Genomic DNA, 14533 nt, shown 5'->3' with positions numbered 1-14533 from the left:
CTGCCTACTTCTTAGCCATGTGGGAAAGGCACCGCCCCAGCTCAACGCAGGGGTGACACCTTATCCGGGGGCGGCACGTAAGGCTTGAACTCACCGCCAGGCACCGCGGAAGCGACGGGGCTTTCGAAACCGTCTTTGCTGACGGACGAGACGCCGAACACCCAATCGTCGACGCGGATGTGCGGCAGGACGACTATGCAAACGGCGGCGCACTCTCGCGAGGTGACGTTCCGCGAGACCTGCCAATTGTTCGCATCGGTTCGCCGCCACCACACGCGATAGCCAGGCTGTCCCGCCGTCCAGACCAGCCTGGTATCGGTGCTCACTGCCCCGTTGACTTTCGGGTCGGGCGGCGGCGGGACGCTGGCCAGCCCGGCGAGCGCGGCGATGTTCAGCTTCGCGACCTTCGCCAAATAGGGGAAATTCATGTGGTCGACCGTGTCGCCATAGTGGATGCCCTTTTCGACCCGCACGTCCTGGTGCTGCCAGTTGTAATTCTCGACCGCGACAGTGAAGCGCACCGCGGGGAAGCCGAGGTTCAGGAACTCGGTATGGTCGCCGCCGCGGCCGAAGCGGTCGTTGCGCCACACCTGGCGGACGTCGAGGCCGATCCTGAGCCGGTCGGCGAGGCTGTCGAGATAGCGCGAGATGTTGCGGCCGGGCGCGTCATTTTCGCCGCCGAGGCTGCGCTGCGGCCCCGCGAGCGCCTCGTGTCCCTGCCACCGCGGCCCTTCGGAGAAGACTCGGACATGCGTAGAATCGCACACCCCGTCAGATCCGCAGCTGTTGCCGATGATGTCGTTGTTGAGGTTAGCGACAACGTTCCAGCCCTGCGCCTTGGCATAAGCGGCGAGCACCTTGCCGCCGAACAGGCCCTGCTCCTCGCCCATCAGTGCCGCATAGACGATCGTGCCCGGGAATTTGTGCTTCGACAGCACCCGCGCCGCTTCCGTCACCGTTGCCACTCCGGACCCGTCGTCGTTGGCGCCCGGTTCGAAGGCGTTGGAGTTCATGATGTCAGTGACCCGGCTATCGATATGGCCGGTGATGATAACGACGTCGTTGGGCCGCTCGGTCCCGCGCTGGATGGCGAACACGTCAGTGACCCGCGTCGGGGTCGGAATGCGGTCGCCGACGAAGAGGTCGCTCGTCCGACCGACCGTGAGGCAGCCGCCGCACTCCGCGGAGTAGCGATTGAGCTCGGCCTCGGCCCAGTTGAGCGCCGCTCCGATCCCCCGCTTCGGGTCGGTCTGCGATGACAAAGTGTGGCGGGTGCCGAAGCTGACCAGAGTCTCGACCGTTTTTATCATCTGCGCCGCGCTGACCGGCGCAATGATCGCGCGCAGCCTGGCGTCCGAGGACGGCGGCGGCGCCGCGCCCATCACGGCCAGGCTGCTCAAGGCGATCAGTTTGCGCATCACCGCTCTCCCTCGTTCGTCGCCGCTAACCCCCCGCGCCGTCGAATGCGAGTGGCATTGTCGCGCAACAAGCGCTGGTTTACGCAAACGCCGATTCTCGGGAGGGTATTCATGCGTAAATGCGTTGCTCCGCTGCTTGCAGCATCCTGCCTCGTCGCCACTGCCGCGGAGGCGGCACCGAACGCCATTCCGCCGATCCTGACCGGCGCGCCGAGCGCGGCGGCAATCAACGCCCGCTGCGACTGGTTCGTCGGCCGTAGTACCGCGATGCGCAAGGCGCTTGAGCAATCGAAGGCCAAGGCCTCGGTCGTCACCACGCTCACTGCTTACGACAAGCTCAATGAGCTTCTCAACGACGGCAATGGCGAGGCTGGTCTCTACCGCCAGGTGTCCCCGACCGCCGCCAGCCGCGAGGCCGGCGAAAAATGCGAAGTCAGGATGGCGAGCGAGCAGACCAAGCTGTCGCTCTCACGACCGATCTACGATCATCTGAAAGCGATCCCGGCACCGGCCGATGCGGCGACCAAGCTCTACATGACGCGGATCATCAGCGCGTTCGAGCGCGCCGGGATCGGCCTCGATGCCGTCGGCCGCGCCAAGGCGCAGATGCTGTCGGACGAGGTGTCGAACCTCAGCACGAGCTTCGAGGCGAACATTCCGAAGGGTCAGAAGACCATCACCGCTAGCGTCGCCGAGCTCGAAGGCCTCCCACAGGACTTTATTGCGTCGAAAAAGCCCAACGCCGATGGGACGATCACGCTCAAGACCGACAGTACCGACTACGTGCCGGTAATGACCTATGCGAAGAGCAGCGCTCTCCGCGAGCGCTTCTACCGCGCCTACAATTTGCGCGCTTATCCCGAGAATGACGCGGTCCTTCGCGACATGATCAACAAGCGCGGCGAGCTCGCGCAGCTGGTCGGGCGCCCGAACTACGCGACGCTCAATTTCGAGGACCGGATGCTGAACACGCCGGACAAGGTGCAGACCCTGCTCGACGCCATGTCGGCGGCGGCCAAGCCGGCCGGCGAGCGCGATTATACGAAGAAGCTCGCGCTGCTGCAGCAGCTCCAGCCGGGCGCCAAGGCGCTGCAACCGTGGGACAGCGGCTACGTATCGCAACTCGTCCAGAAGCAATCCTATGGCTACGACCGGCAGGAGGCGCGGAAGTATTTCACCTACAGTCGCGTTCGCGACGGTATCCTCAAGCTGACCGAGGACCTGTTCGGGGTCGATATCCGACCGTGGAAGACTCCGAAATGGGATCCGCTCGCCGAATCCTACGAGATCTATGATCACGGCAAGCTGATCGGACGCATTTACTTCGACGCCCATCCGCGCGACGGCAAGTACGAGCACGCCAATGCCATCCCGCTGCGCTACGGAGCACGAACGGCGCTTCCCGTCGGAGCCCTGGTGTTCAACGTCCCCAACGGTTTGATGGAGCACGGCGACGTCGTCACCTTCCTCCATGAATATGGCCATTTGCTGCACCACATCTTCGGCGGGCAGAACCAGCGCTGGGCGGGCCTCAGCAGCTTCTCGACCGAATGGGATTTCGTCGAGGCGCCGTCGCAAATGCTCGAGAACTGGGTCTATGATTATGACACGCTGAAGCAGTTCGGCGTCGATGCGTCAGGAAACCCGATCCCGCGCGACCTGGTCGAGAAGATGAACCGCGCACGCTACTTCGACCTCGGCATGGGCGACATGCGCCAACTTGGCCTGTCAAACATCGCCCTGCAATATTATCTGCGGCCCGCGCCGGCCGACCTCGGCACCGCGGCGCACGAATATGACGCCAAGTACGACCTGCTTCCGCCCGCTCCCGGATCGCAGTTCCAAGACTCTTTCCCCCATCTCGCCGGCTATGGCGCAGCCTACTACACCTACCGCTGGTCGATCGTGATCGCCGACGATCTGTTCACCCAGTTCCAAAAGAACGGGCTGCACGACCGAGCGACGGCCGAGCGCTACCGCCGGCTGGTGCTTGGGCCGGGTGGATCGAAGCCGGCCGCCGAGCTGGTCGCCGACTTCCTCGGCCGGCCGGTCAGCCTCGACGCTTACCGCGCGAAACTGGCCAAGGACCAGTAAGCCCGGCAACTGGAATTCGCTTGTCCGCGGGTCTAGGGGGTCGGCCCAGTCGACCCCCTAAGATTTTGAGGACGCGTACCCATGCTTCGCAGCATCGATCATTTCATCGGCGGTTCCAGCTTTGCCAGCGGCGAGCGGCAAGGCGATGTGTTCGACCCGAACCAGGGCCAGGTCCAGGCCAACGTCCGCTTCGGCACCGCCGCCGACCTCCAGAAAGCGATCGACGCCGCCAAGGCCGCCCAGCCGGCGTGGGCGGCGACCAACCCGCAGCGCCGCGCCCGCGTGATGTTCAAGTATAAGGAGCTGGTCGAAGCCCATATGGACGAGCTCGCCCATCTGCTGAGCTCAGAACACGGCAAGGTGATCGCGGACTCCAAGGGGGACGTCCAACGGGGCCTCGAGGTGATCGAATATGCCTGCGGGATCCCGCAGTCGTTGAAAGGCGAATATACGGTTGGCGCCGGGCCCGGGATCGATGTCTATTCGATGCGCCAGCCGCTCGGCATCGGCGCGGGGATCACGCCGTTCAACTTCCCCGCGATGATCCCGATGTGGATGTTCGGAATGGCCATCGCCTGCGGCAACGCGTTCGTCCTGAAACCCTCGGAGCGTGACCCGAGCGTCCCCATCCGTCTCGCCGAGCTGATGAAGGAAGCCGGCCTTCCCGACGGAATCCTGAATGTCGTCCATGGCGACAAGGAGATGGTCGACGCGATCCTCGACCATCCGGACATCGCCGCGGTGAGCTTCGTCGGCAGCAGCGACATCGCGCAATATATCTATTTGCGCGGCACAGCTCACAACAAGCGCGTCCAGGCGTTCGGCGGGGCCAAGAACCACGGCATCGTCATGCCCGACGCCGACCTCGACCAGGTCGTCAACGACATCGCCGGCGCGGCCTTCGGCTCGGCCGGCGAGCGCTGCATGGCTCTTCCGGTCGTCGTTCCGGTCGGCGACGAAACCGCCGATGCGCTGCGCGCCAAGCTCATCCCGGCTATCGAAGCCCTGCGCGTCGGCGTCTCGACCGATCCAGACGCCCATTACGGCCCGGTGGTCAGCAAGGCGCACCGGGAACGGATCGAGAATTACATCCAGATGGGCATCGACGAAGGGTCCGAGCTGGTCGTCGACGGCCGCGGCTTCACGCTTCAGGGCCACGAGCAGGGCTTCTTCATCGGGCCCACCTTCTTCGACCATGTGAAGCCGAGCATGAAGTCCTACCAGGACGAGATTTTCGGGCCGGTGCTACAAATGGTCCGCGCGGCCGATTTCGAGGAAGCGGTGAGGCTTCCCTCCGAGCACCTCTACGGCAACGGGGTTGCGATCTTCACCCGCAATGGTCACGCCGCGCGCGAATTCACGGCCCGCGTGAACGTCGGGATGGTCGGGATCAACGTGCCGATCCCGGTGCCGGTCTCCTACCACAGCTTCGGCGGATGGAAGCGCTCGGGCTTCGGCGACATCGGCCAGTACGGCATGGAAGGCCTGCGCTTCTGGACCAAGAACAAGGTCGTCACCCAGCGCTGGCCCGACGGCGGGCCGCATGGCGAGAACGCGTTCAATATCCCGACGATGGGCTAGTGGCCCCGCGCTGCAGTTCGCGGTAATAGCATTCGCATCGTTCCGGCGATGGGGGTGAATCATGATCCTGCTTGCGCTTGCGCTCGTTGCCCAGGGCCAATGGACCGGCCCGCGCACCGAGGAATATCGCGGTCCCGGCTATTTCTGCGGGGGCGGCTATGCGATCCGCCTCGCCAGGGGCGACCGCGCCCTGATCCTGCCGCAGGGGCAGGCGCCCCAGGCTACTCGCCTCGTCCTCGCCGGACGCGAGGTCAACGTCCACTCGGGCGAGAGGCCTGAGCCCGGACGCGTCGTAATGCACTATCGCGGCGGTACGGCGGTCAGCCAGCAGAGCGACGACGGCGTCTCTTACGTCGTTGCCGATGAGACCAGCTTCGCGCTGCGCGTCACCAGCGACTCATTTCGCGGGTTCAAGCGGGACGGCTGGTTCTTCGCCAAAGCCAACTTCGCCGGTGACGCCGATCAGCGCGTGAGCTGCCTCGCCGCCTACAGCAACTAGACGGTCGCCTGCGCGAGAGGCAGTGCAACAACTTGCCCACCAAGGTTGTTGAACGGTCGTGCTTCGTCTTTTCTGGATCGGCTGCTCGCTCGTGCTGACCCTGGCCGCCTGCCACAAGCAGCAGCCACAGGCGCCATTGAACCAGACCATGGCGATCGACGAGAATGCGCCCGGGAGCCAGATTCCGCCCAATGCCGACATCGAAACTTTGCCGCCGGACGAAAGCAGTGTCGCGTCGAACGGAGAGCTTGCCAAGGGCGACGATAATCCCGACGTGAACGACCTTGGCAACAGTCACTGAAAGGAGCGCGCGATGAAGCTCTATTACTCGCCCGGCGCCTGCAGCCAGGCGCCCCACATCCTGCTCCACGAGATCGGCCTCGAGCATGACGCCGCGCGCGTCGACCTTCGAGCCAAAAGGCTCGAGGACGGCAGCGACTATCTCGCCGTGAACCCGAAGGGCGCGGTGCCCGCCCTCGAGCTCGACAGCGGCGAGGTGCTGACCGAGAATGCCGTTATCCTCCAATATCTCGGCGACCGCGCGAACTGGCCCGAGGTGCTTCCGCCGATGGGCGACTTCCGCCGCTACCGAGTGCTCGAGATGGTCAACTTCATCACCACCGAGCTGCACAAGCGCTTCGGCTTCCTGTTTAACCCGAACGCGACCGACGAAATGAAGCAGCTAGTCATTAGCGACCTCGGCAAGAAGCTCGACTATATCGACCAGGAGCTCGGCGCCGGTCCCTATCTGTTCGGCGAGGATGTGAAGCTCCCTGACCCCTATCTGTTTGTCATAACCAGCTGGACCGACAAGATGCTCGGCGGCCTCGATCGCTGGCCGAATCTCAAGGCCTTCCACGAAGGGATGCTGGAGCGACGGTCGGTGCGCAACGTCCTCCGCTTCGAAGGATTGCTTGAGGAGGAGACGACAACTTAATCGTCATTGCGAGGGAGCGCAGGCGACGCGGCAATCCAGACCCGTGGATGGCTTCGCCACGCTCGCAATGACGGCACGCCTTGATGACGGCCAGTCCGCCCCCTAATGCCCGCCGCAATGAGCCAGTTCGACCTGACCGACGACCAGCTCCAGATCCAGGAGATGGCGGCCAAATTCACCGCGGACGCGATCACCCCGTTCGCGGCGGAGTGGGACGAGAAGCATATCTTCCCGAAGGACACGATCCGCGAGGCCGCCGAGCTCGGCTTCGGCTCGATCTACGTGTCCGAGGAGAGCGGCGGGATCGGGCTCGGGCGCTTGGAAGCCGCGCTGATCTTCGAAGCGATGGCGTACGGCTGCCCGTCGACCAGCGCGTTCATCTCGATCCACAACATGGTCGCCTGGATGATCGACCGTTTCGGCCCGGCCGAACTCAAGCAGAAATATCTGCCGGCAATGATCACGATGGAGTCGATGGGCAGCTACTGCCTGACCGAGCCGTCCTCCGGCTCGGATGCCGCAGCGCTCAAGACCAAGGCGGTGCTCGATGGCGACCATTATGTCGTCTCCGGGTCGAAGGCCTTCATCTCGGGGGCCGGCGCGAACGACGTGATGGTGGCGATGGTCCGCACGGGCGAAGACGGCCCCAAGGGGATCAGCGCGCTGGTGATCGAAAAGGATATGCCCGGAGTGAGCTTCGGGGCGCAGGAGAAGAAGCTCGGCTGGCACTCGCAGCCGACGAGCCAGGTCAATTTCGACGAGGTCCGGGTCCCGCTCGCGAACCGCGTCGGCGCCGAAGGCGAGGGCTTCCGCATCGCCATGATGGGCCTCGACGGCGGGCGGCTGAACATTGGCGCCTGCTCATTGGGCGGCGCGCAGCGCTGCCTCGACGAGGCGATCCGCTACACCAAGGAGCGCAAGCAGTTCGGCCAGCCGATCGCCGATTTCCAGGCGACACAATTCACGCTCGCCGACATGGAGACCGAGCTCCAGGCCGCGCGATATTTGCTTTACGTCGCCGCTGCCAAGGTCACCGCCAACGCCCCCGACAAGACCAAGTTCGCGGCGATGGCCAAGCGGCTTGCCACGGACACTGGCTCCTCGGTAGTCGACCGCGCGCTCCAGCTCCACGGCGGCTACGGCTATCTGATGGATTATCCCATCGAGCGGTTCTGGCGCGACCTTCGAGTCCACTCGATCCTCGAAGGCACCAACCAGATCATGCGCGTGATCGTCAGCCGCGACCTGCTCCGCCAGTGAATCTGGTCAGCGAAATGACTGGCGACGTCCTGATCTCGACCCAGGACCGGGTCGGACGAATCCGCCTCAACCGCCCCAAGGCGATTCACGCGCTCACCACCCAGATGTGCGAGGCGATGAGCGCCGCATTGCTCGGCTGGATGCAGGACGACAGCGTCGAAGCGGTGGTCATCGACCATGCCGAGGGCCGCGGCTTCTGCGCCGGCGGCGACGTGGTGATGATCGCGCGCAGCGGAAATCAGGACGCGGCCGAGGCCAAGCGGTTCTTTTTCGCCGAATACCGGCTCAACCATCTGCTGTTCACTTACCCCAAGCCGACCGTCGCGATCATGGATGGGATCACGATGGGCGGCGGGGTCGGAATCTCGCTCCCGTGCGATTTCCGGATCGCGACCGAGAACACGCGATTCGCCATGCCGGAGACCGGCATCGGCCTGTTTCCCGACGTCGGCGGCGGCTGGTATTTGCCGCGCCTGCCCGGCCGCGTCGGCGAGTTCATGGCGCTGACCGGGGCGAGGCTCGACGGCGCCGAGTGTCAATATCTTGGCTTGGCCACTCACTATGTCGAGCAGGCGGCATTGCCCGACATGATCGACCGAATCGCCACGACTCCCCAGCGCGTGCAGGGGCCGATCGGTGCGTTCGCGGCCAATCCGCCGGAAGCCAAGATCGAGCAGAACCTGCCCTTGATCACCAAGCTGTTCGCGTCCGACCGCCTGGAGGACGTGCTCGCCGCGCTCGAGGCCGACGAGAGTGATTGGGCGCTGACCGAGCTCGGGACCCTGCGCAACAAGAGCCCTCTGTCGTGCAAGGTGTCGCTGCGGCTGATGGCCGAGGGCGCGAAGCGGACCAGCTTCGCCGAGGAGATGAAGACCGAATATGCGCTCGCCGGTCGCGTCGCCCGCACCCACGATTTTCGCGAGGGGGTGCGCGCGCTGCTGATCGACAAAAGCGGCGACCCGCAATGGGACCCGGCAACGCCCGAAGAGGTCACGGACGAGATGCTCGACGTCCTCTTCGCGCCACTGCCCGAAACCGAAGGCTGGACGCCGTTCCCGGAGACGAACGCATGAGCGAGTACCATACCATCCTGGTTGAGCAGCGCGGCGCGGTGACGCTCGTCACCCTGAACCGGCCGCAGGCGCTGAATGCGCTCAACAGCGAGGTGCTGAAAGAGCTGATCCAGGTCTTTGCCGTCTATGACGCCGATCCCGGGCAGCGCTGTCTCGTGCTCACCGGCTCGGACAAAGCATTCGCCGCTGGCGCCGACATCAAGCAGATGTCGGACCAGGGCTTTGCAGACATGTATTCGTCGGACTTCTTCGCCGGCTGGGAGAAAGTCACAGCGACCCGCAAGCCATGGATCGCCGCGGTCGCGGGCTACGCGCTCGGCGGCGGCTGCGAAGTGGCGATGATGGCCGATTTCATCATTGCCGCGGATACGGCGAAGTTCGGCCAGCCGGAGATCAAGCTTGGCGTCACGCCCGGCATGGGCGGCTCGCAGCGCCTGGCGCATGCCGTCGGCAAGGCGAAGGCGATGGAAATGTGCCTGACCGGCCGGATGATGGGAGCGGAGGAAGCCGACCGCTCCGGCCTCGTTGCCAAGGTCGTTCCCGCCGCTGAGTTGCTCGACGAGGCGCTCAAGACCGCCGAAGCAATCGCTGCCATGCCGCCGCTAGCGGCGATGGCGGTCAAGGAAATGGTCAACGCCGCGTTCGAAATCCCGCTCGGCCAAGGCATCCGCTTCGAGCGCCGGCTATTCCACGGCCTGTTCGGCACCGAGGACCAGAAGGAAGGCATGGCCGCCTTCGTCGAAAAGCGGCCCGGCAACTGGAAGGGACGCTAGCCATGGCGAAGATCGCATTCATCGGCCTCGGCCACATGGGCGGCGGGATGGCGCCGAACCTTGCCAAGGCGGGGCATGAGGTCCGCGCGTTCGACCTCGTTCCCGATGCGGTTAAGCATGCGCAGGAGGGCGGCTGCACCCCGGCCGCTTCCGTGGCCGATGCGGTCAAGGACGCCGACGTCGTCATCACCATGCTCCCCGCCGCGCAGCATGTCCGCGCCGTCTTCACCAACGACATTGCTCCGAACGCCAAGCCCGGCACCCTGCTGATCGACTGCTCGACGATCGACGTCGCCAGCGCGCGCGAGGTCGGCGAGGCGATGCAGGCCAAGGGCTTCGATTTCCTCGACGCCCCGGTCTCGGGCGGAATCGCGGCCGCGGCCTCGGGAGCCCTCACTTTCATGGTCGGGGGCAGCGACGCGCAGTTCGAGCGCGCGCGGCCCTTCATCGAACCGATGGCCAAGGCGGTGATCCACGCCGGCCAGCTCGGGGCGGGCCAGGCGGCGAAGATCTGCAACAACATGATTCTCGGCGCGACCATGGTCGCCACCTGCGAGGGATTCGCGCTGGCCGAGAAGCTCGGCCTCGACCTCCAAACCTTCTTCGACATCTCGTCCAAGGCGTCGGGCCAGAGCTGGTCGATGACCAGTTACTGCCCGGTGCCGGGCGTCGGCCCTGAAACGCCCGCCGACCATGGCTACGAGGGCGGGTTCGCTGCCGCGCTGATGCTCAAGGACCTGAAGCTCGCCGCCGATGCGGCGCGCAGCGTCGGCGCCTATACGCCGATGGGCGCCGAGGCCGAGGCGCTCTATGAGCGCTTCGTCGAGGGCGGCGGCGGTTCGAAGGACTTCTCGGGGATCATCAGGATGATCGACGAACCAGGACAAGGTCGGCAAAACTAGCCCGTCAAACTAGGAGTAACCATGCGTATCGCACCTTTCGCCATCGCCGCCTGTCTCGCCATCACCAGCGGCTGCGGCGGTCCGGAGACGAGCCAGGCGAACAATGCCCAGGCGAACATCAGCAATGATTCGCGCGACGTGAACCAGGCCGCGTCCAACCTCGAAGCGCGCCTGTCGCTCGGCAACGCAACGAAAGTCATGCACGAGCGGCACGAGGGCATGGAAACGATCGGCAAGAATTTCAAAGCGCTCCACCGCGAGCTTGGCGGGCCCTCGCCCGATCTGGGCGTGGTCCGCGCTTCCGCGACGACGATCAACCAGCTGGCCAGCAAGGCTTCCGGCTGGTTTCCCGAAGGCACCGGGCCGGAAGTCGGCAAGACCGGGGCCAAGCCCGAAATCTGGCAACCTCAGAACAAGGCGGATTTCGCGCTCAAGCTTCGCAATTTCCAAGACGCTGCGCAGCGGTTCAGCGCCGCCGCCGCTGGCAATGATCCGAATGCAGCGAAGGCGCGCTTCGCCGACCTCGGCGGTGCCTGCAAGGCTTGCCACGACAAGTACCGGTCGGAGATGCACCACTGAGCTCGGCTGAAGACATGTCGCAGCCGCTCTGGGACTTGCCCGTGCGACTGGTTCATTGGCTGCTCGCCGGTTTGATCGCGTTCAGCTGGTGGTCGGTCCACAACCACCACACCGACTGGCACATCTGGTCGGGATGCGCGATCCTGACGCTGCTGATCTTCCGCCTTCTGTGGGGTTTCGTCGGCAGCTCGACCGCGCGCTTCGCCAGCTTCGTGCGCGGCCCAAGGGCGGTGGCCGATTACCTCCGCGGCCGGTGGAGTGGGGCCGGCCACACGCCGCTCGGCGCTCTCAGCGTCATCGCCATCTTCCTGGCGGTCATCGTCCAAGTTGGGCTGGGCCTGGTCAGCCAGGACGAAGACGGCCTCTACATGGGCCCGCTCGCCCGGCTGGTCGGCAGCGATACGTCGGACAAGGCGCGCGACATCCACGAGCTATGGTTCAACGTGGTCCTCGCGCTGATCGTCCTGCACGTCGCCGCGATCATTTTCTACCGCTTCAGGGGCAAGCGCTTAACCAAGCCGATGATCACCGGCCGCGCCGTGCTCGACCCCGGCACCCGGCCGATGCGTCCCGCCAAATGGTGGCTCGCCCTGATTTGCCTTGCGGCCGCGCTCGGGATCGTGCGCTGGATCGTCGCCGGCGCGCCGCCCTTCTCTTGATTGAGACGAGCCTTAGGGCCACATCGCCGCCATGCTGATCCGTACCGAGCAAACGCCCAACCCCGCTACCCGCAAGTTCCTGCCGGGCCAGAATGTGATGGACGCAGGCACGCGCGACTTCGCCGATGCGGAGAGCGCCCAAGCCTCGCCGCTCGCTCGGGCGCTGTTCGACAGCGGCATGGTCGAAGGCGTGTTCTACGGCCGCGACTTCATCTCTGTGACCGCCGCGCCGGGGGTGTCGTGGACCGACCTCGAGCCGCTGGTGCTCGAGACCCTGCTCGACCACTTCGTCAGCGGCGCGCCGTTGTTCGCGGCTGGATCCGCCGCAGGCATCCTCGTCGCCGATGACACCGACTATGGCGAGGACCCGGCCGACGCCGAGATCATCGACCAGATCAAGGAACTGATCGAAACGCGGGTGCGGCCGGCGGTCGCGCAGGACGGCGGCGACATTGTCTACAAAGGCTACAAGGACGGGCACCTTTATCTGTCGATGCACGGCGCCTGCTCGGGCTGCCCGTCGTCGACCGTGACCCTGAAGCGCGGCATCGAAAGCCTGATTCGCCATTACGTGCCCGAAGTGGAGTCGGTCGAAGCCGTCTAATTCAAGGGGTTGCGGCTGCGCGCGGCTTGTGACCATCATCCGTCGATGATCCTGGCCTTCGACACCTCGAGTGCCGCCTGCACGGCTGCTCTGTTCGATGGCGCCGGCGCGTGCCTGGGCCAGGTCGACGAAATGATCGGGCGCGGCCATGCCGAACGGCTTTTGCCGATGATCGCCGAGCTTCTGAACGGCCGCGCGCCCAGGGACATCCTGGTCGGGGTCGGCCCGGGCAGCTTTACCGGCATCCGGGTTGCGATCGCCGCGGCACACGGCCTCGCGATCGGTTGGGGCGCGGAACTCCGCGGCATGTCCTCGCTTGCTCTGCTGGCGGCCGGCGCCAACGATGACGACGACGACGACGTCGCCGCTGCGGTCACTGGCGGCCATGGCGAGCTGTTCGTGCAGCAGTTCGATGCGGCGAGCCTCGCGCCGACATCTCCACTCCTCAACCTGCCGCCGGCAGATGCCGCTCACGCGATCCGTTCCGAGCTGGTCGTCGGATCCGGCGCGGCGCAGCTCGTTGCTGCTCGCGGTTGGGGCGAAGCGCGCGAGCTCTGGCCCTCGGCGGCGAACGCACTGCGCCTGTCCACATCGCAGCGGGCCCTGGCCCCGCGGCCGGTCTATGCCCGCGCCCCCGACGCCCGGGTGCCCGAGGCGGCATGATGGCGACGGTCGAGCAACGGTTCCGCGTCGAAGCCGGATCGTCGGAGGATATGGACGCGGTGATGACGATCATGGACGACGCCTTCGGCCGCCGCTTTGGCGAGGCGTGGACGCGTTCTCAGCTCGGCGGCATCCTGCCGATGGCCGGCGTCTCCTTGATCCTTGCGCGCGACCCGGACAGCCGACACGCCATCGGCTTCTCGCTGTTTCGCACGGTCGCCGACGAATCGGAGTTGCTGCTGATCGCGGTCCTGCCGACTCACCACCGCCGCGGCGTCGGCCAAATGCTGCTTGACGACTTCTTGTACCGCGCCCGAAACGATGGAGTGGTCCGCGTCCATCTCGAAGTTCGCGACGGCAATTCCGCGGTCGGCTTATACCGCAAGGCCGGGTTCGCGCCGGTGGGCCGCCGCCGCAACTATTATCATGCCTCGGACGGACGCCGTTTCGACGCAGTCACATTGGCTCATCAGCTTAGTTAAGTATTTGTAATGGGTCGGCACTTAGCCTGATTGTTGCAGAGCTTCGAAGAGCGGCGTAGTAATCGCGCTGTGCAGTGCTTGACTGCACTGCCTCTGCTCGAAGTCAGGATAGTGTAATGGCCGAATTGGAAACCAACGAAGATACTTTGCTCACGCTTACGGCCGACATCGTCGCCGCCCACGTCAGCAATAATAGCGTCGCCGTCAACGACTTGCCGAATCTTATTCAGAACGTGCACGGCGCGTTGTCCGCCATTTCCGGGAGCGCAGCCGCGGCGGAGCCTAAGCTCGAACCGAAAGTCTCGATCCGCTCCTCGATCAAACCGGACTACATCGTTTGTCTGGAAGACGGGAAACGTTTGAAGATGCTCAAGCGGCATCTGATGACCCACTATAATCTGACGCCCGACCAGTACCGCCAGAAGTGGGGCCTTTCCGCCGATTACCCGATGGTCGCACCCAATTATGCCGAGCAACGACGCGCGCTCGCCAAGTCGATTGGCCTGGGAACCAAGCGGCGGCGCCCGCGCGGCGGCAAGTAACGCTCGCAAATCGCGAGCCGCGCACTTAACTTGGCCGAATGACGCGCAAGATCGACATCGAGGCGCTGTGCGCCGACAAGGGGCTGCGCATTACCGAGCAGCGCAAGACGATCGCGCGCGTGCTCGGCGACAGCGAGGACCATCCCGACGTCGAGACGCTGCACGCCCGCGCGGTCGCGGTCGACCCGAACATTTCGATCGCGACCGTCTATCGCACCGTCCGGCTGTTCGAGGAGGCGGGAATCCTCGAACGCCATGAGTTCGGCGATGGCCGCTCGCGCTACGAGGCTGCCTCGGAAAGCCACCACGACCATCTGATCGACGTCGAGACCGGGAATGTGATCGAATTCGTCGACGACGAGCTCGAAACCTTGCAGAAGCGGATCGCGGAAAAGCTAGGCTTCCGCCTCGTCGACCATCGCATGGAGCTCTACGGCGTCTCGGTCGATCGCGATCGTTGAGCCGAC

At 65.0% G+C, this 14533-nt stretch carries 17 protein-coding genes; 16 read left to right on the top strand and 1 reads right to left on the bottom strand.

The window, feature by feature from the left end:
- Window positions 1–41: 41 nt before the first annotated feature.
- Window positions 42–1418, bottom strand: coding sequence for a M28 family peptidase (locus ACJ8FR_RS02590; RefSeq protein ID WP_407827044.1), 1377 nt, complete (start codon window positions 1416–1418; stop codon window positions 42–44).
- Between the two features lie 111 nt (window positions 1419–1529).
- Here ACJ8FR_RS02590 and ACJ8FR_RS02585 point away from each other — a divergent pair, with 111 nt between their 5' ends.
- The 16 genes from ACJ8FR_RS02585 (at window position 1530) to ACJ8FR_RS02510 (ending at window position 14527) form a co-directional block, all read left to right on the top strand.
- A complete protein-coding gene (locus ACJ8FR_RS02585; protein WP_407827043.1) occupies window positions 1530–3512 on the top strand; it encodes a M3 family metallopeptidase in 1983 nt (660 codons plus the stop codon).
- A gap of 81 nt (window positions 3513–3593) precedes the next feature.
- Window positions 3594–5093, top strand: coding sequence for a CoA-acylating methylmalonate-semialdehyde dehydrogenase (locus ACJ8FR_RS02580; protein WP_407827042.1), 1500 nt, complete (start codon window positions 3594–3596; stop codon window positions 5091–5093).
- A 61-nt stretch (window positions 5094–5154) separates the two neighbouring features.
- Window positions 5155–5592: a hypothetical protein gene (locus ACJ8FR_RS02575; protein WP_407827041.1), complete on the top strand. Its 438-nt coding sequence runs from the start codon at window positions 5155–5157 to the stop codon at window positions 5590–5592.
- Window positions 5593–5650: 58 nt separating this feature from the next.
- A complete protein-coding gene (locus ACJ8FR_RS02570) occupies window positions 5651–5893 on the top strand; it encodes a hypothetical protein (protein ID WP_407827040.1) in 243 nt (80 codons plus the stop codon).
- 12 nt (window positions 5894–5905) lie between these two features.
- Window positions 5906–6529, top strand: coding sequence for a glutathione transferase GstA (gstA, locus tag ACJ8FR_RS02565; RefSeq protein ID WP_407827039.1), 624 nt, complete (start codon window positions 5906–5908; stop codon window positions 6527–6529).
- Between the two features lie 117 nt (window positions 6530–6646).
- A complete protein-coding gene (locus ACJ8FR_RS02560; protein ID WP_407827038.1) occupies window positions 6647–7789 on the top strand; it encodes an acyl-CoA dehydrogenase family protein in 1143 nt (380 codons plus the stop codon).
- Window positions 7790–7803: 14 nt separating this feature from the next.
- Entirely contained in the window at window positions 7804–8862 is a 1059-nt protein-coding gene (locus ACJ8FR_RS02555; RefSeq protein WP_407827069.1) for an enoyl-CoA hydratase/isomerase family protein, read from the top strand.
- Entirely contained in the window at window positions 8859–9635 is a 777-nt protein-coding gene (locus ACJ8FR_RS02550) for an enoyl-CoA hydratase (RefSeq protein ID WP_407827037.1), read from the top strand. The genes ACJ8FR_RS02555 and ACJ8FR_RS02550 overlap by 4 nt, the downstream gene beginning before the upstream one ends.
- A gap of 2 nt (window positions 9636–9637) precedes the next feature.
- Window positions 9638–10537, top strand: coding sequence for a 3-hydroxyisobutyrate dehydrogenase (gene mmsB / locus ACJ8FR_RS02545; protein WP_407827036.1), 900 nt, complete (start codon window positions 9638–9640; stop codon window positions 10535–10537).
- A 21-nt stretch (window positions 10538–10558) separates the two neighbouring features.
- Window positions 10559–11116, top strand: a complete 558-nt coding sequence (locus tag ACJ8FR_RS02540) for a c-type cytochrome (RefSeq protein WP_407827035.1) — start codon at window positions 10559–10561, stop codon at window positions 11114–11116.
- A 41-nt stretch (window positions 11117–11157) separates the two neighbouring features.
- Window positions 11158–11775, top strand: a complete 618-nt coding sequence (locus ACJ8FR_RS02535) for a cytochrome b/b6 domain-containing protein (protein WP_407827034.1) — start codon at window positions 11158–11160, stop codon at window positions 11773–11775.
- Between the two features lie 31 nt (window positions 11776–11806).
- A complete protein-coding gene (locus ACJ8FR_RS02530) occupies window positions 11807–12379 on the top strand; it encodes a NifU family protein (protein ID WP_407827033.1) in 573 nt (190 codons plus the stop codon).
- A 45-nt stretch (window positions 12380–12424) separates the two neighbouring features.
- Complete coding sequence (tsaB, locus tag ACJ8FR_RS02525) at window positions 12425–13042, top strand: tRNA (adenosine(37)-N6)-threonylcarbamoyltransferase complex dimerization subunit type 1 TsaB (protein WP_407827032.1); 618 nt, start codon at window positions 12425–12427, stop codon at window positions 13040–13042.
- Window positions 13042–13524 (top strand): GNAT family N-acetyltransferase, encoded by a 483-nt coding sequence (locus ACJ8FR_RS02520; RefSeq protein WP_407827031.1) that lies wholly within the window; start codon window positions 13042–13044, stop codon window positions 13522–13524. Before tsaB ends, ACJ8FR_RS02520 begins: the two co-directional genes overlap by 1 nt.
- 116 nt (window positions 13525–13640) lie before the next feature.
- A complete protein-coding gene (locus tag ACJ8FR_RS02515) occupies window positions 13641–14066 on the top strand; it encodes a MucR family transcriptional regulator (RefSeq protein WP_407827030.1) in 426 nt (141 codons plus the stop codon).
- A gap of 38 nt (window positions 14067–14104) precedes the next feature.
- The gene (locus ACJ8FR_RS02510) at window positions 14105–14527 is read left to right on the top strand and encodes a Fur family transcriptional regulator (RefSeq protein ID WP_407827029.1); all 423 of its coding nucleotides are present in this window, start codon (window positions 14105–14107) and stop codon (window positions 14525–14527) included.
- Window positions 14528–14533: the final 6 nt, after the last annotated feature.

It is taken from the genome of Sphingomonas sp. (assembly GCF_045810705.1).
In the GTDB taxonomy this organism is placed as follows: domain Bacteria; phylum Pseudomonadota; class Alphaproteobacteria; order Sphingomonadales; family Sphingomonadaceae; genus Sphingomicrobium.
This window is presented reverse-complemented; position numbering and strand designations above follow the sequence as displayed.

Coding starts and splice junctions, on each gene's coding strand:
- ACJ8FR_RS02590 (WP_407827044.1), bottom strand. CDS start 1,418: ATGCGCAAACTGATCGCCTTGAGCAGCCTGGCCGTGATGGGCGCGGCG.
- ACJ8FR_RS02585 (WP_407827043.1), top strand. CDS start 1,530: ATGCGTAAATGCGTTGCTCCGCTGCTTGCAGCATCCTGCCTCGTCGCC.
- ACJ8FR_RS02580 (WP_407827042.1), top strand. CDS start 3,594: ATGCTTCGCAGCATCGATCATTTCATCGGCGGTTCCAGCTTTGCCAGC.
- ACJ8FR_RS02575 (WP_407827041.1), top strand. CDS start 5,155: ATGATCCTGCTTGCGCTTGCGCTCGTTGCCCAGGGCCAATGGACCGGC.
- gstA (WP_407827039.1), top strand. CDS start 5,906: ATGAAGCTCTATTACTCGCCCGGCGCCTGCAGCCAGGCGCCCCACATC.
- ACJ8FR_RS02560 (WP_407827038.1), top strand. CDS start 6,647: ATGAGCCAGTTCGACCTGACCGACGACCAGCTCCAGATCCAGGAGATG.
- ACJ8FR_RS02555 (WP_407827069.1), top strand. CDS start 7,804: ATGACTGGCGACGTCCTGATCTCGACCCAGGACCGGGTCGGACGAATC.
- ACJ8FR_RS02550 (WP_407827037.1), top strand. CDS start 8,859: ATGAGCGAGTACCATACCATCCTGGTTGAGCAGCGCGGCGCGGTGACG.
- mmsB (WP_407827036.1), top strand. CDS start 9,638: ATGGCGAAGATCGCATTCATCGGCCTCGGCCACATGGGCGGCGGGATG.
- ACJ8FR_RS02540 (WP_407827035.1), top strand. CDS start 10,559: ATGCGTATCGCACCTTTCGCCATCGCCGCCTGTCTCGCCATCACCAGC.
- ACJ8FR_RS02530 (WP_407827033.1), top strand. CDS start 11,807: ATGCTGATCCGTACCGAGCAAACGCCCAACCCCGCTACCCGCAAGTTC.
- tsaB (WP_407827032.1), top strand. CDS start 12,425: ATGATCCTGGCCTTCGACACCTCGAGTGCCGCCTGCACGGCTGCTCTG.
- ACJ8FR_RS02520 (WP_407827031.1), top strand. CDS start 13,042: ATGGCGACGGTCGAGCAACGGTTCCGCGTCGAAGCCGGATCGTCGGAG.
- ACJ8FR_RS02515 (WP_407827030.1), top strand. CDS start 13,641: ATGGCCGAATTGGAAACCAACGAAGATACTTTGCTCACGCTTACGGCC.
- ACJ8FR_RS02510 (WP_407827029.1), top strand. CDS start 14,105: ATGACGCGCAAGATCGACATCGAGGCGCTGTGCGCCGACAAGGGGCTG.